The 22,569-nt window shown below is 50.6% G+C and carries 17 protein-coding genes and 2 pseudogenes; 2 read left to right on the plus strand and 17 right to left on the minus strand.

All coding sequences use genetic code 11. The annotated features are described in order from the left end of the window. Window positions 1-15 precede the first annotated feature (15 nt). The 15 genes and pseudogenes from NST84_RS21565 to NST84_RS21635 all read right to left on the minus strand — a co-directional run bounded on the left by NST84_RS21565 (window position 16) and on the right by NST84_RS21635 (window position 18,251). Window positions 16-771 carry an amino acid ABC transporter ATP-binding protein gene (locus tag NST84_RS21565; protein ID WP_342566486.1) on the minus strand — a complete coding sequence of 252 codons (756 nt, stop codon included), beginning with the start codon at window positions 769-771 and terminating at the stop codon, window positions 16-18. Window positions 772-791: 20 nt separating this feature from the next. Further along, window positions 792-1,469, minus strand: coding sequence for an amino acid ABC transporter permease (locus NST84_RS21570; RefSeq protein ID WP_342562198.1), 678 nt, complete (start codon window positions 1,467-1,469; stop codon window positions 792-794). Further along, window positions 1,450-2,115: an amino acid ABC transporter permease gene (locus NST84_RS21575; RefSeq protein ID WP_342562199.1), complete on the minus strand. Its 666-nt coding sequence runs from the start codon at window positions 2,113-2,115 to the stop codon at window positions 1,450-1,452. Before NST84_RS21575 ends, NST84_RS21570 begins: the two co-directional genes overlap by 20 nt. A 212-nt stretch (window positions 2,116-2,327) precedes the next feature. Beyond that, a complete protein-coding gene (locus tag NST84_RS21580; RefSeq protein ID WP_342562200.1) occupies window positions 2,328-2,750 on the minus strand; it encodes an HIT family protein in 423 nt (140 codons plus the stop codon). Between the two features lie 475 nt (window positions 2,751-3,225). Then, window positions 3,226-4,164: a glycosyl hydrolase gene (locus NST84_RS21585; RefSeq protein WP_342562201.1), complete on the minus strand. Its 939-nt coding sequence runs from the start codon at window positions 4,162-4,164 to the stop codon at window positions 3,226-3,228. A gap of 37 nt (window positions 4,165-4,201) precedes the next feature. Beyond that, complete coding sequence (locus NST84_RS21590) at window positions 4,202-5,197, minus strand: family 43 glycosylhydrolase (RefSeq protein WP_342562202.1); 996 nt, start codon at window positions 5,195-5,197, stop codon at window positions 4,202-4,204. Then, window positions 5,176-5,613: a family 43 glycosylhydrolase gene (locus tag NST84_RS21595; protein WP_342562203.1), complete on the minus strand. Its 438-nt coding sequence runs from the start codon at window positions 5,611-5,613 to the stop codon at window positions 5,176-5,178. Before NST84_RS21595 ends, NST84_RS21590 begins: the two co-directional genes overlap by 22 nt. Window positions 5,614-5,721: 108 nt before the next feature. Beyond that, window positions 5,722-6,291 (minus strand): annotated as a pseudogene (locus tag NST84_RS21600) (chitinase N-terminal domain-containing protein); the annotation flags it as partial. Between the two features lie 4,017 nt (window positions 6,292-10,308). Beyond that, window positions 10,309-11,115, minus strand: a pseudogene (locus NST84_RS21605) (LamG domain-containing protein); the annotation flags it as partial. An 88-nt stretch (window positions 11,116-11,203) separates the two neighbouring features. After that, window positions 11,204-12,064, minus strand: a complete 861-nt coding sequence (locus tag NST84_RS21610) for a glycoside hydrolase family 43 protein (protein WP_342562204.1) — start codon at window positions 12,062-12,064, stop codon at window positions 11,204-11,206. 41 nt (window positions 12,065-12,105) lie between these two features. Then, window positions 12,106-13,545: a glycosyl hydrolase family 28 protein gene (locus NST84_RS21615; protein ID WP_342562205.1), complete on the minus strand. Its 1,440-nt coding sequence runs from the start codon at window positions 13,543-13,545 to the stop codon at window positions 12,106-12,108. 76 nt (window positions 13,546-13,621) lie between these two features. Next, window positions 13,622-15,202, minus strand: coding sequence for an extracellular solute-binding protein (locus NST84_RS21620; RefSeq protein WP_342562206.1), 1,581 nt, complete (start codon window positions 15,200-15,202; stop codon window positions 13,622-13,624). Window positions 15,203-15,309: 107 nt separating this feature from the next. Further along, window positions 15,310-16,218, minus strand: coding sequence for a carbohydrate ABC transporter permease (locus NST84_RS21625; RefSeq protein WP_342562207.1), 909 nt, complete (start codon window positions 16,216-16,218; stop codon window positions 15,310-15,312). Between the two features lie 27 nt (window positions 16,219-16,245). Then, window positions 16,246-17,223: an ABC transporter permease subunit gene (locus tag NST84_RS21630; RefSeq protein WP_086074809.1), complete on the minus strand. Its 978-nt coding sequence runs from the start codon at window positions 17,221-17,223 to the stop codon at window positions 16,246-16,248. A gap of 176 nt (window positions 17,224-17,399) precedes the next feature. Further along, window positions 17,400-18,251: an aldo/keto reductase gene (locus NST84_RS21635; protein WP_342562208.1), complete on the minus strand. Its 852-nt coding sequence runs from the start codon at window positions 18,249-18,251 to the stop codon at window positions 17,400-17,402. Window positions 18,252-18,414: 163 nt separating this feature from the next. Between NST84_RS21635 and NST84_RS21640 the strand changes: the two genes are divergently transcribed. Then, window positions 18,415-18,876: a MerR family transcriptional regulator gene (locus NST84_RS21640; protein WP_342562209.1), complete on the plus strand. Its 462-nt coding sequence runs from the start codon at window positions 18,415-18,417 to the stop codon at window positions 18,874-18,876. A 512-nt stretch (window positions 18,877-19,388) separates the two neighbouring features. On the opposite strand, the gene NST84_RS21645 is transcribed toward NST84_RS21640, so the two are convergent. Then, entirely contained in the window at window positions 19,389-20,189 is an 801-nt protein-coding gene (locus tag NST84_RS21645) for an aminoglycoside phosphotransferase family protein (RefSeq protein ID WP_342562210.1), read from the minus strand. Window positions 20,190-20,440: 251 nt separating this feature from the next. Beyond that, the gene (locus NST84_RS21650; RefSeq protein ID WP_342566487.1) at window positions 20,441-20,671 is read right to left on the minus strand and encodes a YuzF family protein; all 231 of its coding nucleotides are present in this window, start codon (window positions 20,669-20,671) and stop codon (window positions 20,441-20,443) included. Window positions 20,672-21,341: 670 nt separating this feature from the next. Here NST84_RS21650 and NST84_RS21655 point away from each other — a divergent pair. Beyond that, on the plus strand, window positions 21,342-22,097 hold the full coding sequence (locus NST84_RS21655; RefSeq protein WP_342562211.1) for a metallophosphoesterase family protein: 756 nt from the start codon (window positions 21,342-21,344) through the stop codon (window positions 22,095-22,097). Window positions 22,098-22,569 lie beyond the last annotated feature (472 nt).

Consider the following 22,569-nt stretch of genomic DNA (forward strand, 5'->3'; position numbering starts at 1 on the left):
TCTCATCCCCTGTTTCTATAGTTTGTTGTACTCAAAAATATTAAGAAAGTGCTGTGCACGTTCTGTTCCGGGACTGGTGAAGAACTGCTCCGGCGGAGCAACCTCACATACGCTGCCTTGATCCATAAAGACGATACGGTCGCCGACCGATTTGGCAAATCCCATTTCGTGCGTCACGATAATCATCGTCATGCCCTGCTTGGCCAGGCCCAGAATAACGTCCAGCACCTCGCGCACCATCTCGGGATCAAGCGAAGCCGTCACCTCATCGAATAAAATAATATCCGGATTCATGCACAGCGCCCGCACAATCGCAATCCGCTGCTTCTGCCCGCCCGACAGCTGCCGGGGATAATCGCCCGCCCGGTCGGCCAGGCCGACCCGCTCCAACAGCTCCTGCGCCTGCTGCTGCGCTTCCGCGCGCTCCCTCCGCTGCACCTTCAGCGGCCCCAGCAGAATATTCTCCATCACCGTCATATGCGGAAACAGCTCATAGTTTTGGAATACCATCCCGATGTGCTGGCGCAGGTCACGCCAATTGATATCATCTCCGGTTAGATCCTGACCGCGGTACAGAATATGTCCGCCCTCCACCGGCTCAAGGCCGTTGAGGCAGCGCAGCAGGGTGCTTTTGCCGCAGCCGGAAGGCCCGAGAATGACAATGACCTCCCCGCGCTCCACCTGCAAATCTATACCGTTTAGCACCTGCCGGTCGCCGAATGTCTTACACACACCCTGTACCTCCAGCAGCAGCTCGCCTGTCTTCGTCATATCTGCTTTTCCTTCCTCCACTAATTTTGCCATTTCTGCTCAAACCTCCTGGATAGTCTGGACAGCGGGTAACAGACTAGAAAATACAGGATAAAGATGAACCCGTACACCCAGAACGAGGCATTCGGCGCTTTGATTACACCCAGCTCTATAATCTGCTGTCCGATCTTCACCACCTCAATGACACCGATCAGCACAACCAGCGACGTTGTCTTCACCATCCGGGTAGCCAGATTGATCGAGCCCGGCAGCATCCGCCGCACCGCCTGCGGAATCAGAATATGCCGGTAGAGCTGACCTCTGCTTAAACCAAGCGCCTGCCCCGATTCCACCTGATGCTTCGGCATAGATTCGAGCGCGCCGCGCACAATATCGCCGATCTCCGCCGCACCCCAGAGACTGAACACCAGTATTGCAGTAGCCTCTCCGCTGATATCGATATGCAGCATAGGCGAGAAGCTGAAATACACCACATACAGCCACACCAGGATCGGAATAATCCGGAAGGCCTCCAGATACAGTCGCAGAACAAGCCGCAAAGGCCGGGAATTCAGCGTCCGCAGCAGGCCCATCAGCACCCCCAGCACAGTCCCTATAACAATGGAGACAAAAGAAATTTCGATCGTAACCAGCAGTCCCCCGAGCAGCCGCTCGAAGTTCGAGCCCTCAAACAGCACGTCAATTCCCGAATTCGGCATGCCGCACCTTCCTTTCCACCCAGCTGAGCAGAAGCGACAGCGGCAGCACCAGAATCAGATAAGCAAGCACCAGCAGCAGCAGGGATTCTGCGGTTTTGTAGTGCATGCCGATCAGATCCTTGGCCACATTCATCAGGTCCATCAGAGCGATCGCCCCAACAATGGACGTTTCCTTCAGCAGAAAAATCGCGTTCGCTCCCAAAGAAGGAATGCTGATAGCCAGCGCCTGCGGGAGGATGACGTATCTTGCCAGCTGCACCTTGCTAAGTCCGATACTAAGCCCCGACTCCAGCTGTGTCCGGCCGACTGCCTCAATTCCGCTTCTGAACGCCTCCGTCATATAGCTGCCTCCGAGAAAAGTCATGCCGACCACCGCACAAGTAAACTCGCTCATGTGAATGCCCACCTTCGGCAGACCGTAATAGAGGAAGAACAGCTGCACCAGCAGCGGCGTATTTCTCGACAATTCGATGTAAGACAGAATAATGCTTCTAAGCCCTTTAACCTTATAAAAAAGTACCAGACTAAACACAAGCCCGAGCACGAGCGACAGCGCAATCGCGATTAACGCCAGCTTCACCGTCAGCCACATGGCATCCCCGTACAAGGGCAGGCTTTCCATGATAAACTCCCAGTCTAAATTCATCCGCATAACCTTCCGTCCGCCAAAATAAAGCCCCTAATCTAACAGCTAAATAACAACCAATGTCATCGGTTTACTAGGGTGATTTTAACCCGAAGCTGACATAAGGTGATATGATTAATTTCACATTATTCCAAGTAATTAACTAAGGATTATATTTAAAAAAACCGCCACCAACCTCTGGAAAAGAGGTGCTGACGGTTAAAATGTTGATGCTATAAATATTTTTGCAGCAGCGCGATCCGTTCTGCATACTCCCCATCTGTTAAATACGTCTGCCCCGGATTCATTGCAAAGGTTGAACCCCAGTCCTTCCCGCCATCATACTTTGGAACGATATGCATATGCAGGTGATGCAGCTTGTCCCCGTAAGCCCCGTAGTTGAGCTTGTCCGGTCCGAAGGCCTGGTCAATCGCGGCAGCCGCTTTTTGCACATCGCCCATAAAGGCCGCCAATTCCTCCGGGGACAGCTGGAACAGCTCCTTTACATGATCCTTGTACACGACATTGCATCTGCCCTTATACGTCTGCTCCCTGAACAGGAATACCGTCGATACCGAAAGCTGTGCCACCTCAAGCATCAGGTTATCCCGGCGCTCATCCTCCATACAATACATACATTCGTTGTTCTTTTCCATGCGTTACATCCCTTCAGTTGTCATTATGTACAGCTCTATCTCTTCTATCCTGCTCCAATAATCAGCCGCCAGCAGTTACAATAGTTACAGGCTCCGTCAGAAAAAAAACGGCTCCCTCCTTCCTAAAAAAGAGGGGAGCCGTTCCATAAACTTTGCTGCGCTGCAGGGTTCCGTTGCTGTAATCGTCCTGATCCGCGCTGATGAACCCGTACCGTTTGCTCACTTACTGTAAGTAACGGACCCAGCAGCCCTTATTTCTGGTCTCAGTCCATTTTTTGCAAGCTAACGGACACCCGAGCCCTTATGTCAGCGTATTCAGCCCAATATTCGCAGCTGGAGAGGCGATAAGGCCGCTGTGGTCCGTTAGCCCGGCTAGAAGAGTTGATTTTCGGTAAATAAGGGCTCCGCTGTCCGTTAGAATTGCAACAAGATCCGGGTTGAACCAAGAGTACGAACTAACAATTCTGCCTGACCATTAATCCTGTTCAGCCACCAGCTTGAGCTCAAACGCCTCATTACGGTCGCAGACAAGCACGCCGTCAATCACATCCAGCCGGGCAGCCTGAACCGAGGAGCGGCGGCTCTGGTACCTGTCTTCAGGACTGTCTTCACTCTCGCTGCCGTCTCTGCCGGGATGCGTGAAGTAGAAAATATAAGCCTCATCGCCCTGCACAACGACATCTGCATGCAGCCCGATGGTACCGTCATCCCCGCGGGTTCCCGGCTGATCCAGGATTAGACCGTTATGCTCCCATGTCTCCAGGTCACCGGAGCGAAAGACGCCCTGCCCGCGCCATTCGTCTACAATCATCCAGTACCAGCCTTTGAACCGGAAGACATTAGCTCCTTCATGCGGCCGGCCTGTTATGACCGGTCCGGTAACCTCCCAGTGGTACAGGTCCTTGCTGTCCGCCGCATAGGTATGCGACCCGTTCGCTTCATCCTTGTACCACATGCGGAACCCTCCGCCGGGCAGCCCGTGGATGCAGGCATCGATTACCCGGTCCGAGCTCAGCTCAAGCCGGGAACGGAAGGTCCAGTCCAGCAGATTAGGACTGGTATAGTGGAGCATATCGCGCCGGTGGCCGGCCCAGCCGGACGGAATGCCCTGAATGTAGCTGACGTACATATGGTACAGCCCGTCATGCCAGATAATCTCCGGCGCCCAGAACGTGTTGCGGCCCCATTCGATATCAAGCCCCTCCAGGGTGCCGCGGTACAGCCAGCTTACTCCGCCGTCGCGCGAGGAAGCAACACCGAGGTCTGTGCCGTGCACCCAGGCCACACCTTCTCCCTCCGCGGTCACTCTGCGGTTCGTATAAATCATCCACCATTCCTGTGCTTCCCGGTTCCAGATGATGACCGGATCAGCCGCCCCGTCGTATACCGGGTCCCTGAATAAAGGTGCCTTCATTGTGTTATCCTCTCCCGCTGCAATTTGGTTGCTGTTTTTATAATCCCGCCCGGTACTTAAATCCGCTGAACCTTACCTCACCAGCTCCTGAAGCCTGCAGCGCAATACGCAGGCTCAGGAAGCCTCCGAGCACATTATGGTGAAAGCCGGACATTTCAAACCCGTGATCCAGCTTGCTCCACTCCCCTTTGGCATCCATGAAATACAGGCTTACCTCATGCTCGTCATTAATTAGCCTTAAGGTCACGGAACCTCCTGACGCTGCTGAGCGTTCGCTCGTGTTGCCGTTACGGTATGCAAATGCCTCCCTGCCGTCAAAGCCGATGCCATAGTGAAAACCCAGCTTATAGAACAGGCCGAGCGTCCCGTACGCTCCGTCTTCAACAGCTATGGTAACCTCGGCGGTGTACGTATGATGCACCGGAATGCAAAGCAGCGGCCCGGACTGCTCACCGGGAACTGCTTTTAATACTACACTATTCTTATCGATCCGGTAATCTTCCCGGTGTACTCCGCCCCAAAAATGCCAGTGCAGCCCCAGGCCGCCGGATTCCTCAGATACGAGCGCCCGGTCAGGCTTTGATGGAAGGCCAATAGCGGGAGCAGCCCCCGCCTCCTGATCACCTGCCGTGAACCAGCCGTCCGCCGTCCAGGTTACCGGTTCAAGCAGCGACTGCCTGCCGAGCGGATAGTAGTCTTTTTCATAAGCATGATAGACAAGATACCAGTCTCCCTCCGGCGTATCCACCAGCGTGCCGTGACCTTTCGACCACCACTGCTCTCTGCGGTGCTTTGTGCGTATAACCGGATTATGCGGTGAGTTTTCCCACGGTCCGTCTAGTGATGCCGCGCGTGCGGAGACGATCATATGGCTGGTGGCCGGTCCGGCCGTCCCGCCTTGTGCACTGGTCATATAATAGTAACCGTCCTTGTAGGTCAGCTTGGGGGATTCCAGATAGAAGCCCTCCGTCAGCCACTCCTTCGGATAACGCCAGCCCGTATATACCTGCTCTAATTCGCCTGCTGTAGACAAGCGTCTTTGGACAAACGTATTCTGTAGCCTTCCGACAGAAACAAATAGCGGTTGCCCTGCTCATCTGCTGCATGACCCGGATCAATATACCCGACCTTCAGATCCACCGGTCTGCTCCATGGACCTGCCGGATTCTCTGCAGTCACAACCCAGTTCGTTCCCCGTGCAGGAAAATAGATATAGAAAAGTCCCTCATGATAAATGAAATCCGGCGCCATAATTGAACCGCCTACATGCTCAAGTACGGCATGACCGACCGGCTCCCAGTCCGTCAGGTCCAGGGAATGCCATATAAGCAGCCCCGGTGTGTAGTGGAAAGAAGAATGTGTCATGTAATAGTGATCCCCGGCTCTGACTATTGACGGATCCGGATAATCTCCCGCCAAAATGGCGTTAATGCCTTGAATAGGTGTCATAATCAGCCTCCATTAATCGAATTGATAACGGCTTGCCAGGAACTGCTGAACAGAAAAGATGCAGTCTGCCCGCAGGGCAGCTGCATCCTTGTTACGCCATCCTGTGCCTTACTTTACAACTACTGATATTGTCCCGCTCTCTGTCTCGCCTGCTGCATTCACCAGAACAGCACGATACTCATACACTCCTGCCGCTTTTTCTGACAGTACCGTTACTGCTGTCTGGGCAGCCGGTGTAGCTTCGCTGAGCTTCTGGGAGTCAACCAGCCTGCCGTTCTCATACAGGCGGTATTCCGAAGCATTTGTGCCCCACCACAGGTTCATGGTAATGCTGTAACTGCCGTCAGCATCCCAGTTGTCATGGGATAACACCGGTTTGCCGGGATCTGCATCCGTCACGCTGACGGTGAGCGGATCACTTTTCACCGTTCCATAGCTGTTGATCAGCTCACCGACATACGTATAGGTCCCGTTCGTTCTGCCGGATATCTCTGCCTTGGCGGTCTGTGCCTGCGGGGAGCTGCTCTTCAGCTCCTGGGTAGAAATCAGCTTGCCGTTTTCATACAGCTTGAACGCAGTCCCGTTCTCTCCCCAACATAAATTCATAGTGACGGTGTAGCTGCCGTCTTTAAGCCCTGTATCATGCCCGTTGTTGTCGGACAGAACCGGCTTGCCGGGTGCAGCCGCAGGTTCAGAAGGCCCGGCTCCTCCGGTCTTGCGGAACACAGCCTGCAGATTCCAGTCACGCGTCACATTGTAGGATTTAACTCCGCCAAGATAACCGCCGGCATACGTTGTCAGATTAAACAGCGGGTATTCCGTCCACAAATAACCCGCAGACAATCCGTAAAAGCTTACCGGCTCAACCCATTTCACAAATTCATAGCCGGGCGCGGGAACCGCAAGAACTGTAACGGCTGTAAGGTCGCCATGAACCGTCAACACGCTTCCTTCATTCCCTGAAGGCTGCGGGGCAGGCGGCAGGCCGTTCGGATTAACATACACTATCGTTGTCCCGGCCGCAGGGTCATTGGCTGTTGTGGTGATTGTGTAGACAGGATCGTAGCTTGCGAGATCCGTGCCTGTCTGCCCGAAGAGGCGCAGCTCCGCGATATTGCCGTACCAGTTGCCGCCGTTAATCCGCAAATAACGGAACCCGGCGTCCTTGTACCGGTCCAGCACTCTGATTGGCTGCCATGTGTCATAACTGTAATTTTTGGAACTCTCGGAGACCGTTATCCAGGTCACTCCGTCTGCCGACGCGCTTACGTTCACGCCTGAAGCTCTGGCCGGGAATCCGTTGCGGTTCAGTATCTCAATACGGTCAAGCTGAACCCTTTTGCTGCTGTGCTTTGCGCCAAAATCAAGGGTGTAAGTTCCGTATCCGCCGCCCCCGGCTCTTACATCCGGGAAGGTGGAGATTTTACCGTCGAACAAAAAGGGGATCTCGCCCGCATCCAGGGTATTATCCGACCCGGTAATTAGCGCTTCGGCAGCCGCATTAATCTCGTTGGCAGTATTCGAAACGAGAATTTTCCGGGACACCAGTGTATTGTTTGCACCTGCGGTATAGCTGTCAGGGTAGCTGTATACGGTATCCGCCGGAGTACCGTCTGCCAAGTTGTAATCGAGCGAAATGGCGGCATAGCCCGGCTTCGTTCCGGCACTGACGGTGTATTCAGCCGTATAGGTGCCGTTCTGGTGATCTGCAACCTGTACAGCCTCCCCTTGAATTGCAGCCCGGATATTGCCGATCGGCTCATCCGCTGAGAAGGACAGAACCACTTTATCCCCGATGACTGCCCTTGGCGGAACCGGCAGCGTATCCTGCACCGGCACGGCATTCTGCACGGTCAGGCTGATGTCCCTGATTACACCGGCCGTTTCATAACGTTCCCCGAAAATATGCAGATCCGCAACAGTAAACGGCTGATCCTCCGTGTAATCCTCCTTGTTTAGTACACCCGCCGTGATATCCTTCATGCGGAAATAGCGGAAGCCGGTATCCTTGTATTCAGTCTTTACCGTATAGCTGAACCAGCTGGTCGTATATTCTGAAATATCATCAGAGATCCGCACCCAGTTCGTATAATCATTGGAGGCCAGAATAACTGCTCCCTCGGATCGGGCAGGGAATGCTGCGTCCGGCAGCAGCCTGAACGCATCCGGCTTCACCTTGAAGCCTGCACCGAAATCAATCGTGAACTGCTTCTCATCCGCAATCCAGCGGATCGGAATGCCGGAAGCATACAGGTCGACCAGCGAAGCCATATTGATGCTTGCGCTGTCCGGAGCCCCGGAAGCTATGCCGGTCAGATCAAGCGCCCCGTCATCAAGCAGCGGATTCAGCAGCCGCAGCCCTTTTACCGCTTCCTTAAGCTCCAGCAGCGCCGTATTCCGCGCCGCTTCATCATCAGAGCTGATGAGCGCCAGTGCAGCATCATATTTGCTGCGGAACAGGGTATAGCCGGCTGTCTCATACTTTTGGGCCGGATCATAGGCGCTGATCACATTCGCAATTGTATCACTATAAAGACCGGCCACCGTTACAGTGACTTCCAGCAGCTTAATAGCAGTTCCGTTTGTAAGCGTCACATAGAAAGAATAATCACCAGGCGGCTGCGATGCCGGCAGCTTCCCGGTCAGTACGCCCCCATTGCTGACGGAAATTCCCGCATCCGCCAGGAAGCCCGCATTATCTCCTGAAATGCCATAGGTTAAGCTCTGCCCGGCATTTGCCGCTGCATTGGAGACATCATACAGCAGCTGTGCCGACGGATAGGCATCCAGTCCGAGCGTACTGGCATTTCCTTTGAAGGCAGGCGATTTTACTGTAGTGCTGTTGACGAGTACATGGTCTAATTCGATAGAATCGCCAGGCTCCCCGGATATTCTGAAATATAGGATCGAATCTGCCTGAAATGCCGTAGCAGGCAGAGCAGATAGATTCATAACCGCATATTTCCATTCCCCTCCGGTATCGGGCAGCCGGAACGAAGCAAACGGCTCCTTGTCTGTGCCGCCCTGCAGTGCCAGCGTTGTAATGGCATTGCTCCTGATCCTGACAGCCAGGTCGCCCCCACGCCAGATGCCCATCCCGTAGACGGCAAAGAGCGAGCTTTCTTTCGAGGTCTCTACCCGGACTGCATCTGCTGTCCGGACAATACGGCTGTCAAACGGGGTGAACCGCGTCTCCAGCTGGTATGGCACTGTCCCCCCATTCTCCTGGGTGAGTACGGGAGGTACGGCTGTTCCTGAAGCGGTCTCCGGAATATAGAGCCAGGAGTCGTTGACCGTCAGACCATACACCTCCCATGTCCGGTACATGGCTTCGGCTACATACTGAAAGTCAGGATTATTGTCCGTATAGCCTTTTCCATATTTATAGATATAGTAGTAATCCTCACGGCCGCCGAGCCGTCCCCGTCTATCAGGACTTACCGGGGCATTCAGGCCGTCATTAAAGGGCACATCATATCCAAGATTATATTTGTAGTAATAGTTCACTCCCTTGATCAGCCGGTCATTCATAAAGGAATATACATCGACACTGTCAGCATCCGATGATGCTGTTCCGTTAACCGGATCAAGCAATGTGCCTTGAGCGGAAATGATCGCAGCCAGAACGGCCAGACCTTCAATATTATCAAAGGAATGCGGCTGGTCGCGGACCATCTCTTTAACAGCTATAACCGGCTCAGGAAGCTCGTTCCCGCTGCTGTCTACCGTAAATTCAAACATGGCATTGGCAATTGCACCGTTCTGATACGGCATTGTCGTGCCGGCATTTACAGTCGCCCACTCCAGGATGCGTTCATAGTCGGCTTTGCTGTCCATGAACACGTAAGAGGATAACGTAGCCATGACCGAGGTCTGATGCTGGTTCAGCCAGTTGGTGTTGCGTTCCATCCACAGCCTGAGCGCCGGCTTCTGGAAGTTGTCGCTGTACTGCTGCGAATATTCCTCCTTCCACTCCAGCTCCTCACGGCCTGTGCTTGTGTAACGCAGCAATTCCGCTGCGGCATTCATCATGTACATGGGTGGTCCCTGCTGAATATGCGCATCCGTCACGTATTTTGCCAGCGACGGGTCAAGGCTTCCCCATAAAAGAACGATACGCAGGGCTTTTTCACGGTAATCTGCATCCCCGGTCATAAAGTACATGACAGCCTGATAATAGGCCGCAGTGGCATCCTGGGTCATCTGATTGTTGAACAGACTGGTGCTGTAGTTGTTATATGAATAATTCGGCACAAGGTGGCTGAGATCTGCCGCCGGATCTTTATCATTTTTAATGGCATAAGATTTAGAAGCAAAGCTGCTGGAGGCAAAAGCGGTATAGTACCCGTACCACGGCTGCTCTTTGTTCAGAATGTGCTCTCTCACCCGCAACAGCTCCTGTGGTGCAACACTGACAGCGGGATGAACAAGCTCTGTCCCCGTATTGTTGATGAATACCGGCAGCGGCTCAGCCAGATTCTGCATCGCAGCCACCAGCTCAGCCGCAACCGCCAGAAGAGCGGCTTGCTCCGCAGCCGGATCGGCCCTAAGTCCCTCAGCCTGCTCCAGAACCTCCAGCAGCCTGCTCCACGTTTCGTCCGAATAGTACCGCTGGCCTTCTGCGGCGATTTTCCGGGCCTGGGCAATAGCTGAGTCCACGCTTGAGGACATATAGAGGGCCTGAAGCTCAGCTGCATTCAAGGCATAATTATAGATCCGGAATTCATCCAGCGAGCCATTGAACAGCGGATCAGCAAACTGGCTCTTCCCGAGGTAATTAAGCGATGGTTTAATTTGGCTAGGTTTAATCGACACATTGGCTTCGGCCTGCTGCTCCCCGTTCACATACAGGCGCGCCTTGCCGCCGCCCAGCGACATAGCCACATGCACCCACTGGCCTGCGGCAAGCTGGGCCGTCTGGACGGATTGCTCGCTCCCGCCGTTCTTGACGGCAAACCGCATATAATTGCCTGTCTTGGGCGTCAGGAACATATATTGGGTCGTGCCGTTTCCGAAGTCGAAGATACGCTGCCAGTCCTTTCCGCCCTTCCAGTTCACCCAGGCGGATACGGTAATTTCGTCGGCAGCCGCTGGCGGAAGAGTAGCCGGCAGGGTCACATAGCTGTCGCTTCCGTTCAGACTGATCGCCTGGCCCACCCGGCCCTCTGCATAGACCGGGGTTCCGGATACCGCTGCGTCAGCCAGGCCATCCTCACTGCCGGCGTTGCCGTCAAACGGGTAGCGGACTACATTCCCGTACGCAGCCGCGGTAACAGTAACTGCCGCTTCAGCCGGCAATTCACTTACCGGGGCTTCAATATAAGTGGAGTCCGTAACCCCGGCACGTATTCCATCGTCTGACACAGAAGAGGTTAGGACGGTTCCGGCAGACAGCCGAGTTGTACCGCCCGCAGCCTCTGCGGGGAAAACCGGTGTTGCCGCCAAGATAACCGAAACCGCCGCAATTGCACATTTGTACATCCAGCTTTTTAGCGTTTTCATTTTTTCCTCCCGGGTTCATTTTGTTGAACAATCCCAGTACTTTTAATGAAGGCCCTCTCCTATTCCGGTGAAGCTCTTTTTCTGTTTACTAGCTAAAATGACGCCGGATACGCTCATATTCGTCAGCCGTAATGGCCAGCACCGTCCCGTGCTTGAAGCGGTAAGGAAAGCTGAACTGCTCATCCGAGCGGACAAACCGCCCGCCTCGCAGCGTGTCGGCGACAAACGGAACATAACCCTGTCCTTCGCCGCGCACGCCGTAAAAGTCGAGCATCAGGCACCATTTTCCGTCCGGAAGCTTGAATGCGGTAGGACCTTCGTACGCACCAGGCGTAAGCTTAGCCATTTCTGCGGCAAAACTCATATTCTCTGTATAGGCTCCGGTAAGTGTCTCCCCATGCTGAAGCAGAATGCCGCTCCCGTCCTTCCTGCACAGCAGCTGCGGCTTGTCAAAGCTTATGAAATCCCTCGTCCGTGTGTAAAAGATTGCTTTGTCCCCAAAATGATTGGAGGCATGGGCTGCGCTAAAATGAATGACGTACTCATCCCGCCCCGCATCATGGAATACTTCCGGTGCCCACAGGCAGCCGAAGTCTTCATCGCCCAGCCCGACCAGTCTTTCCTCCGACCAGTTCACCAGATCACCGGATTCCCAGAGTACCAGATGCTTGCTCCCGCTGCGGGCGATATTCTGCCATTGCCCTTGATACTTAGTATTGAAGTTATTTGCCAGGCTAAGGTCGGTAGACAGGATATAAAATTTACCCGATTGTGCGCGGACGATCGTGTGATCCCTCACCCCTTTATCTCCCTTTTGGCTCCACAGCACCGGTTCACAGCCGTTCACCTGCTCCCAGTTGAATCCGTCCCTGCTGAGGCCGAAGTAGACCTGCTCCCCGTCCGGCGTCTCCTTCTCCCGGAAATGTACAAATAAATATGCGCTTGCCATGGTAATACCCCCGCTCCTATTCTGTGGCGCTTCCGACAGCCTTACTCCTCAAACAAAATCCCCCGCACATACTCATTCACCTCAAGCAAGCCCTGCTCCGGCAGCAGAATCGTCTGCCCGTTTACCTTGAGGCGCTTGAAGCTCACATGATCGGCGGTCCGTTCGTCATCATAACCGTAGATCTGAATCGGATGCGCATTGCTCCCGTTATACGAAACATTCTCAAAGCAGATATGCTCAATCCGGCGTCCGGGGACGGGATTATAGTCCTTGTTCCATACCACTCTCAGGTCGATCAGACGGCCAAGCTCGAAGGGCTCGACTCGAATATTCCGGTATAGTACATTCCTGACTGTGTTTTTATCACCGGCATTGATGGCCATGGCTCCCATATAATTCGTCTGCGGCTCGTGATGCTCCAGAATATCGATGTTCTCGAACACGATATCTTCAATAATATCCCCGTCCCCGTGATGGTCACCGTGGGTGCCGATCATCAGCGGATGGGCGACATCCGCCCAGAGGATGGAATTACGCACCCGGATGCCGCTGCTGCTCCCGTAATAATCCCAGCGTGAGCCGTAGATCGCTATGCAGTCATCCGAGGTGCGCAGGAAGACATCATCAATCTCAATATCGGTGCAGGCCATCATATCAATGCCGTCCGACCAGCCCCGGGTGCTGAAGGATTTGAAATTCCGGATGGACACCTGCCGCGATTTGCCTATATAAATGCTGTAATGAGGCGGGTCCAGCGTAATAATGCCTTCAACCGAGATATGCTCAGAGAACCTAATCCGGATGCCGCGGAAGGCCGAGAACCGGTGAAAGTCAGACAGGCGAATAATCCCCCTTCCGCGTATGGAAACATCATGAACGTGATCGCAGACCATGGAGCCTGCCACAACGGCGCCGCCGGCAATATAGACCGTTATCCCGGATGGAATCCTTAGCAGCGTCTCCTCGATATAATGCATGCCCGGTGCAAAATACAGCGTATCCCGCACCCGCCCGTCAGTTCCCTCAGCTTCTGCCAGCAGACGGTAGATATCCTCTGTCCGGTGGATGGCCGGCTGCAGCAGGAGAACGTTATCCTGCTGCGGGTCCGGTGCATCCCTCTCACAGGGGTTAACGAACAGGTGCAGATTACTGAACCGCTCCCCGTTGATTTCGATCGACAGCTTCTGCGGACGGTCCAGCATAAAGGTCAATTCCATGTCTGTCTGCTTAAAAGGGAGGTCCACTGACAGCGGACGGATTACCGCCTCATGAACCGGCTGCTTCAGGCTCTCTACCCGTACCTCCACTTTCCCGCTCATATCAAAATAGGCCATAGACGCAGAACGCACATTGTGCATATCCACCTTGACCTCATACACAAACAGCTGCTGCCAGGCTTCCCCGGGAATCCGCACATATACTGCAAAATCCTCCTTGCCGGGTACGTCCGGCGGGGCAGTGTAAACCACTAGTTTATCCATGTTCGCACCATCTTTCGGATTCTATTTCCTAAGCCGCCCGGCAGGAATGTCCCTGCCGGGCGGCTTGCACAGCTTGTTATTTGGATGCCTTGAATGCATCCACCTGCTTCTGCAATTCAGCCAGATAAGCATCGAAGCCTGCATCCTTCAGCTGCTTCTGTACTTTTGCCAGATCGCCGCCGATGTCATTGGTCATCCCTACGCTAAGCGGCTGGATATATTGGGTTTTTACAGTCTCCAGATTGGACAGTTCGGTAGCCAGCGAGCTGGTGTCGAAGCTGAAGCCTTCGTACGGATCTGTACCTCCTGCTTCCGAACGCTTGATTCCTTCAGCCTGAAGCTCGTCATATATGCTTTTCCATTCACCCGGATATTTGACCTGAAGCGCCATATACCCATCAGCCAGCCCGGTCCAGGCTGGCTTGATGTTGTCCGTCGGAATGCCTTCATAATTAATGAAGCCTTCACCATCCAGATTGTAGTTCTCCCCTTCCACCCCGTAAGCCAGCAAATTATAATAGGTAGGATCGGTATGCGCCTTCTCAATCAGCTTGAGTGCCTGCAGCGCATATTGTGAATTAGCGCCTACTGAGATCATAGTAATCGTGCTTGGCGACATTCTTGGCAGGAAGGCCGGGGCATTATTATCCATTAAAAAGTCATACCAGCCATAGGTTGAATCCGGCAACGCCTCTTTCAGCTGGTTGATATAGTTGTTGCTGACTGCACCAAAGTGATTGTTGAATTCGAGCGGCTTCTGATCCACCTTCATCAGCTCCAGCGTTTCGGCAGTCGCATTGCCTTGTGCGGCAAGCACGTCATGATCGACGATTCCGTCGTCATACCATTGCTTGGCTTTTGCTACAGCCTCTTTATATTCAGGCGTATCATAGATGCTGATTATCTTGTAAGGATCATCATAGGCGGCTACGGCATAATCGGCGGCAACCGTATAGTATTTGCTGGCAATCAGCTGGGAGTAAATATTTGTGCCAAAACGCTTGTCATTCAGCATCGGGGTAGACGGATATTCCTCTTTGGCTTTGTAGAGATACTGCTCGGCTGTTTCCAGGCTGCTGATTTCCGGAAGCCCCCATTTCTGGCGCAGGTCCTCGCGGTACAGCATACCTTCCCCGCCGCCGCCCGGCTTGTTGTATTGCGGAATGCCGAATACCTTGCCGTCGATTTTTACGCGGTCGAGCGAGCCCTTGTAGTGTTCTACCAGATCGGGCGTTTCTTCCAGAAGCGGCGTCAGATCGGCGAAAGCGTTCTTGGTGGCAAAGTTGGCAAAATCGGACCAGGCACCGCCGACATAAAGATCATATTCCTTGGCGGCGATAGCGCGGCTGATCTGGTTTTTCTCATCGCCCCATGGGATATAGTCGAACCGGACCCGGATACCGAGATCCTTTTCAGTCAAAGCGTCCAGCTCTTTATAAAAGGTATCCAGTCCGCTTTTCGGTTCGTTCCCCATCGTAATCGCTTTCAATTCAACGATTTCTTTCGGTGCATCCGTTGCTGCCGAGTTACCGGTCTTAGCAGGCTCACTTCCGCTGTTACCGCTGCCCGAATTCGAATTTGAGCAGGCTGTAGACAGGCCCAGCAATAAGGCCATGGATGTGACGAACATTGTCTTTGTGATTTGCTTTCTCTTCAAGCTTAACCCCTCCATTATTAGAACAAGTATATGTTCAGCGGAGAAAACAGTAAATACGTCTTCTCCGCTTCAAACCGGATTCGTCAGCCGTTTTGGGCTGCCGTTTCTTACCCCTTCACACTGCCGACTACCAGTCCGCTGACAAAATAGCGCTGCACAAACGGATAGAACAGCAGAACCGGGCCGGTAACCAGCATCGCCGTAGCCAGCTTCATCGTTTCACTGGGCAGCTGCTGGATAATCAGGACATCTGAGCCCTTGACTGCATCCGTTACTCTGGACAGCATCCGGTAGAGCAGGTATTGCAGCCCCCATTTATCCTTATCTGTGATCAGATAGAGGCTGTAGGTAAACCAGTTGTTCCAGTAGCCAAGTGCCGTGAACAGACCGATGGTCGCCATGGCCGGCTTGGTGAGCGGAATGATGATCTGCCAGTAGATCCGGAAATCCCCGGCTCCGTCGATTCTCGCTGATTCCATCAGCGCATCGGGAATTCCCTTGATGAAGTTCCGGAACAGGAATACGTTGAACGCAGACATCAGGCCGCCGAGAATAACAGACCAGAGCGAGTGATTCAGATGCAGCACATTGGCTACAACGAGATAGGTAGGAATCAGGCCGCCGCTGAACAGTGTCGTAAAGTAGACGAAGAATGACACCTTGTCCCGGTGCTTAAAATCCGGGCGGGAGAGCACATACCCCCCCATAGAGGTACAAAGCAGGCCGAGAAAGGTTCCTACCGCCGTTACATAGATCGTAACCATATAGGCTCTGCCGATCGTGTTGCCCAGTGAAGTGAAGACAACCCGGTAGGCCTCCAAAGTGAAGCCCTTGGGTATAATCGAATATCCGCTCCGTACTACCTCAGACTCTGTGCTGAAGGAGCCGGAGAGCATAATAATAAACGGAATCACGCAGAGCAAGGCACCGATGGAAACCGCCACCACAGCGAAAACATCAAATATTCTTGTTCCGGCGTCCTTGCGGATTTTACTGCCGTGCTTATCAACAGCCACAGTACTCACGTGCAATCACAGCCCTTTCTAGAATAAAGAATTTTCCCGGTCTACTTTTCTGACAATGGCATTGACGGTCAGGATCAGCAGCAGGCCGAATACGGATTGATACAGGCCCGCAGCCGTTCCCAGATTAATACTGAAGTTAACGGTCAGTGAACGGTACACATAAGTATCGATGATGTCCGTCGCGTTCAGCAGCAGCCCGTTATTGCCGACGATGTTCCAGAATAGATCGAATTGTCCCTTCAGTATTCCGCCGACCGCGAACAGCAGCAGAATAATGACGGTCGGCTTGAGCAGCGGAAGGGTGACATAACGGATGCGCTGCCATTTGGAAGCTCCGTCCACGTAAGCGGCCTCATAAATGCTCTCGTCGATCCCCATAATGGAAGCCAGATAAATGACCGTTCCATAGCCCAGGCTCTTCCAGATCTCAACGACAACAATGATGATCGGCCAGACCCAGGGGGTGCGGTAGAAATCGAACTTCTCCATGCCCAGCGAAGTGAACATATTGTTGAGTACGCCGTAGTTAAAATTGAACAGGTTATAGATAATAGAGCCGATAATAACCATCGAGACAAAATAAGGCATGAACATCAGCGTCTGCGAGGTTTTAACGAACCGCTTGAACGCAATCTCCTTGAGCAGCACAGCCATCCCGATCTGGCACACATTACTAAGAATGATGAATGCCACATTGTAGAGGATGGTATTGCGCGTCAGCTTCCAGATAATCGAGTCCGCCCCGCCCTTGAACAGAAACTCGAAATTCTGCAGGCCGACGAACGGGCTCAGAAGTCCTTTGCTAAAATCATAATTGGTAAATGCATTGTACAGCCCGGCAAGTGGCAGGTAGTTAAAGGCTATAAAATAGGCGAACAGCGGGATGAGCATAAAATAATAGGTTTTGTGCGCTCTAAAGTCCGCGAATGGCTTAGCTTTCCGTTTAAGCGCTTTCTTATTAAGCGCTTTCGAAGCAGCCGGTGATACCTGGTTCATGCAATCACTTCTCCTTTCATCCCTAATTCTACCGCCGCGGCGGCACGGGAAAAATCACAAATAACCAAGATTCCTTGCAAAAAAGGAGGCAGTTTCCCCTGGCACTGAGTCCATGCAGGCACAAAAAAAGAAGGCCGTGGGCCTTCTTTTACAGGATTATTTAAAGAAATAAAGGTTTACAGATCGACTTTCCAATTGCCCATCATATGTGCGATTTTCGGATCCAGGTAAGAACCGAAGAGACTAGACCGTGTATCAAGGGCAGCCATTTGTTTCATATCCTCTGAACGGAGCTCAAAATCAAAAATATTAATGTTCTCGGCAATACGCTCTTTTCTGACTGATTTAGGAATGACAACGACCCCACGCTGAACAAGCCAGCGCAATACGACTTGGGCGACAGACTTATTGTGTTTTGCTGCCAGCGAGACCAATACCTCGTTACCGAATAGGTTGTTGAGGCCTTCAGCAAACGGAGCCCACGACTGGTGCTGTACCCCCTGTTCTTTCATAAAAGCTGCACTCTCTGCCTGCTGGTAGAACGGATGCGTCTCGATCTGGTTGACGGCGGGTGTTATTTCGTTATGGACAATCAGGTCCATCAGACGGTCAGGCAGGAAATTGCTGACCCCGATCGCCCTGCTTTTGCCTTCGCGGTACAGTTCTTCCATCGCCCGCCAAGCACCATAGTAATCACCGAATGGCTGGTGAATCAGGTACAGATCAAGATAGTCAAGCTGGAGCTTCTTAAGGGATTTATCAAACGCCAGCTTAGCGCTCCCGTAGCCGGCATCCTGAACCCAGAGCTTGGTCGTGATGAACAGCTCCTCACGCGGTATACCGCTGCGCTTAATCGCGCGGCCTACCGCTTCCTCATTTAGATAACCGGCGGCGGTATCGATTAAGCGGTAACCGGCCATCAGCGCTTCATACACGGCGTTCTCGCATTCTTGGGCATCAGGAATCTGGTAAACTCCGAAGCCGATGAGCGGCATTTTTACACCATTGTTTAATGTAACATTGTGCATTGTAATTCCTCCCGGTTAAATGTTTAACAGCAACGGCGCGTAGCCCCTGAACCGGACATTGCAGCAGGGATTTCACCTACGGCTCATTTGCGTTACACTAATCTTAGGTCCTTCGTGTTACACGAAGTCAAGCAGATTCAAAAAAATGAACGGAGGATTTCATATGCATACAGTCAAGGAAGCTGCTCAAATAACGGGACTCACTGAACACGCAATACGCTTTTACACGGATAAAGGTTTGGTGCCCAGCATACAGCGAAATCAAAACAATATCCGGATATTTGACGAAGAATCGATTAACTGGCTCCATGGCATCAAATGCCTTAAACAATCCGGGATGCCCATTGAGGCCATCAAAATGTACGTGACTCTCTGCCTTGAAGGAGAAGCAACCCTCTCACAACGCTACGCACTCATGATGGAGCATAAAGAGGACGCACTTGCTAAGCTTGAAGAAGCCAAACAGCATATCGCCCATCTGGAACAAAAAACCGCCTTGTATCAGGCTATTCTGGAGCAACGCTCTCCTGATACAATGAATCCGGGCAACTGGGACAAGATCAAGCATATGCATAGTGACGTGTTTTACTCGCCTGCAGCTCATAAAGCGGATCATAGAGGTTAGATGGAAAGGGAAATTGTTTATAGTAACGAGAACCAGATTTATTCAGAAAGTGATCCAACGTTTCATGCAGAAGCAGGATTGCTACGGAAATTCTGTGCAGAAGCACACCTTACCGATTTACAGGAGTACACGTTATATTCAAGCTGTGAATCTTCAAATATATTGAGGTTCGGTATAACTTTTATTTTAGTGTTCGTGGTTTTACTCGTCTTAATTGGAGCCTTTCAATTTATAACTCCAACCCATTGAACTATCGGGAAACGATAGTTTGTAATACAGAGAAAGCAGCAGATCAATGATCGGGTGCTTTTATTCAGCATACGAGCAGTTAGTTGAACAAGATAAGTGGAGGTTTTATGTCGCAATTGACGCAAACTGTGCATTAGTGAATTCCAAACGAGCTCGTTTTGAGGACTCCAATATAAAAACCAACAGCTGTCTTAAACTGAGAAAAAGAGTTTAGACTACTGTTGGTTTATTGAACTGAATTTTCGTTAGCGTAATGCTTAATTCTATATCCAGTCTTTGAAATGATCTGTTACAAATTGAATCTCGCTTTCATAGTGAGCCAAGTGTCCCCCATCAACCATTTTTAGAAAAGCAAGATTTCCTTCGAAGGCTCCATTTCTCAATGTATCGCACATAGTAGTCAATCGTTTGATAATCCACTCACGCAGGTCATTAGGCACGGGGGTTCCATACGATTCAAAAAACAAATGAATTCGTCGACTGCGCTCCATAGAATGTAAATCTGTTTGGTACCCTACCGTTTTTCCCGAAAAATAATCAGGCGAGAAGCTCGTAAGCGGAATCGATGTATAGAGGGTGTACGCAATGTCCCACATACGTGGACCTGGTCCAGCCATGTCAAAATCAATCAGCGCTACAGGAATCCCCTTTTGAAAGACCACATTGTACAACGCAGCGTCATTATGACATATCACTTCGTAACAATGCTCATCACTATAACTAAGCTGCCATTTTCCCTTCGTCATGAGAGTAGAGCCTTCTGTTGCATCATGGAAACGACATAAAAGGCGTGCTAAACCCACAAGTGTTTCATCCGACCACATGTAAGGTTCAAGGTCGGGGTAATCGTTTCCTGGAACTTCCCCTGAAATGAATGTTAATATTTCACGATTAGATTCATCGATTCCCAGGAATCTTGGTGCTCCCTCGAAGCTTTGCTTGTCTAGATGTATAAGTAGTTGGTGAACAGACGGACTCCAATAACCAGTGGGGCGGAGAACAGTATTCTCCTTACGGACAATGAGGTTAACATTTCCGCCCTGTAATACTTCGTCCTGAGTCATTATACCGTGCTCCTCTTATTTATTTAATATTACTATTCTAATCCTGGTTCACCATAATTATCAAATAAACTGCCTGTTAGCTTAATCCATCGAAAGTCTAATACTTATTTTCTCTTGACAGAAATTATTCTGTTAGTTGTTACACAGTACGAAGATGCGCTGCAGCATCAGTAATATGAGGGACTGATAGCCCAGGGAGGGAAACAACATAAAAAGAGAGCTGCTTTCGCAACTCTCTCATGAACAGCCATTTACTCCGGCATGATCCAAACGATCTCACAGATGCGTACAAAGAATTTTGTGCCTCTGGTATCCAATACAACATGGTCAGGTTTTACATCTATCACACAGCCGCTGATACCTCCGCGAGTGGTTTCAATTACCACCTGCTTACCCTTTACGGACATTAAGGTTTCTACGACATAGGGATCAATAGGATAGACCATGATTGATTGCGGCATTTGGTGATGCATTGGGTACATTTGATTATTTAGCACTCTGTTACCTCCTAAATGGTTATACATCATCCTATGCAGATGCCTAAAGTAAGGAGCTAGGCGGGTGCCTATCATGGGTAGAGGGTAAATGTTTTGACACAAATTAATTTCAAGTGGAGTGTTAGGTCTGGGATTGCAATAATAACAGTCAACTGTAATCAACCATACATTACTATATTTTGTAATCAAGACTCCCTACTGCACAGTACGAAGATATTGTGCAGTACAAGAAAGCATGCTTATTCAACTAACGGGCAGTTTAACGCTATAAGCCCTCGGGATTAGTATGCTTAAGCAAGAAAAGTATTTTAAAGGTAATATTGAAACCGCAGATAGCTTTATGAAAGGAAGATATAGGGAGGAGTATTTATTACGCTTCAAGCATAGAGGATATCACTAAGGATGCATTCCAAGTTATTTCTTTTGGTGGAATGGTAGTCTGGCAAGTATCCAAATGAGCTTTTACAAGCAATCAGAGGATCTCATTCAACCGAGTACACGCGTCAGTCACATGAGTTCCAGCGCTTGAAGACCTTGATGAGTGACGGAGAATTTTGGGTGACAAATAGTGTACGGCTGCAGAATCGAATCGTACATTGGTTAAATTCAGTAGTAAAATACTTGATACTATTAATAAACATACAGAAAGTGGTGATTGCAGTTGAATAAAAGTAGTTCTATAGCTGTCATATCTGATATACACAGCAACTCTTATGCTTTAGAAGCCGTCCTTAATGATATAGATTCACGCGGAATAAAAACAATTGTAAATTTAGGCGATACACTGTTCGGTCCCATCGATCCTATTAAAACTGCAGAATTGCTCATGAAGAGACCCCATATAACTAACATTATGGGAAATTGTGACCGGTACTTGCTTCAAGATCAAATGGATTCATTGACCTTTCATTATGTAAAGCCATTGCTGACTCAAGAAATAAATCATTGGATTCAAACTTTTAATAGAACATGTATTATTGATGATTTATTATTCTGCCATGGGACTCCTTTATCAGATGACGAATATCTATTGGATGAAGTTTCAATACATGGTGTTGTTGAAAAGAGCGTAGAGAAACTAATGTCTGAACTAGCCTTTGTCGATCAAAAACTAATTTTTTGCGGTCATACACATAAACAAAAAACAGTGTGGTTACCAGATGGTAAATGGATTGTTAATGCTGGAAGTGTTGGGCTTCCAGCATACTTTGAAGACACCCCCCACCCTCATTACATGGAATCAAAGACACCACATGCAAAGTATGTGATTGTAAGCCGAAATGATCAATCATGGGTTCTCGAGAATATTTTACTTCCATACGATTATGAGTTAGCCGCCCAGAGGGCAGATCAAAACGACCGAGAGGATTATAGTTATGCGATTAGATATGGCAGAGCAAAGAGAATGTAAGAGAACAGGGCAGGAGAATTTTAATTATGGTAAAACCAAAACAAATAAATAAAGGTGATTGAATGCTCAATCCCACGGTCTTCTTCTATTAATTGGTATTCAATCGTTAAAGCAATATGAGAAAGCCCTCTTGCTGGGACGTGTTAATTGAAAGCCTACCGCTAACAATGAGCAAGATGAGACGTGGAGGCCTTTTGCCGGGAAGTAATTGTCTCGTTAAACTAAAGGGGAAACGATAGCTCAATAATACCAAGGAAGCAGCTGTTCCATGTGATTGGCTGCTTTTATTCAACGATAGGGCAGGATATTTAGTTGAACAAGATAGTGGAGGTTTTATGTCGCATTTGACGCATATTGCTCACTAGTAAATTCCAAAAGAGCCCGTTATGAGGGTTCAAATTTAAAAACAGCAGCTGTCTTAAACATAGGAGCATTTTGCATAATTCATTTCCAGGAAAAAGATAAGGCTATA

Source organism: Paenibacillus sp. FSL R7-0345, assembly GCF_038595055.1.
Lineage (GTDB): Bacteria > Bacillota > Bacilli > Paenibacillales > Paenibacillaceae > Paenibacillus_AQ.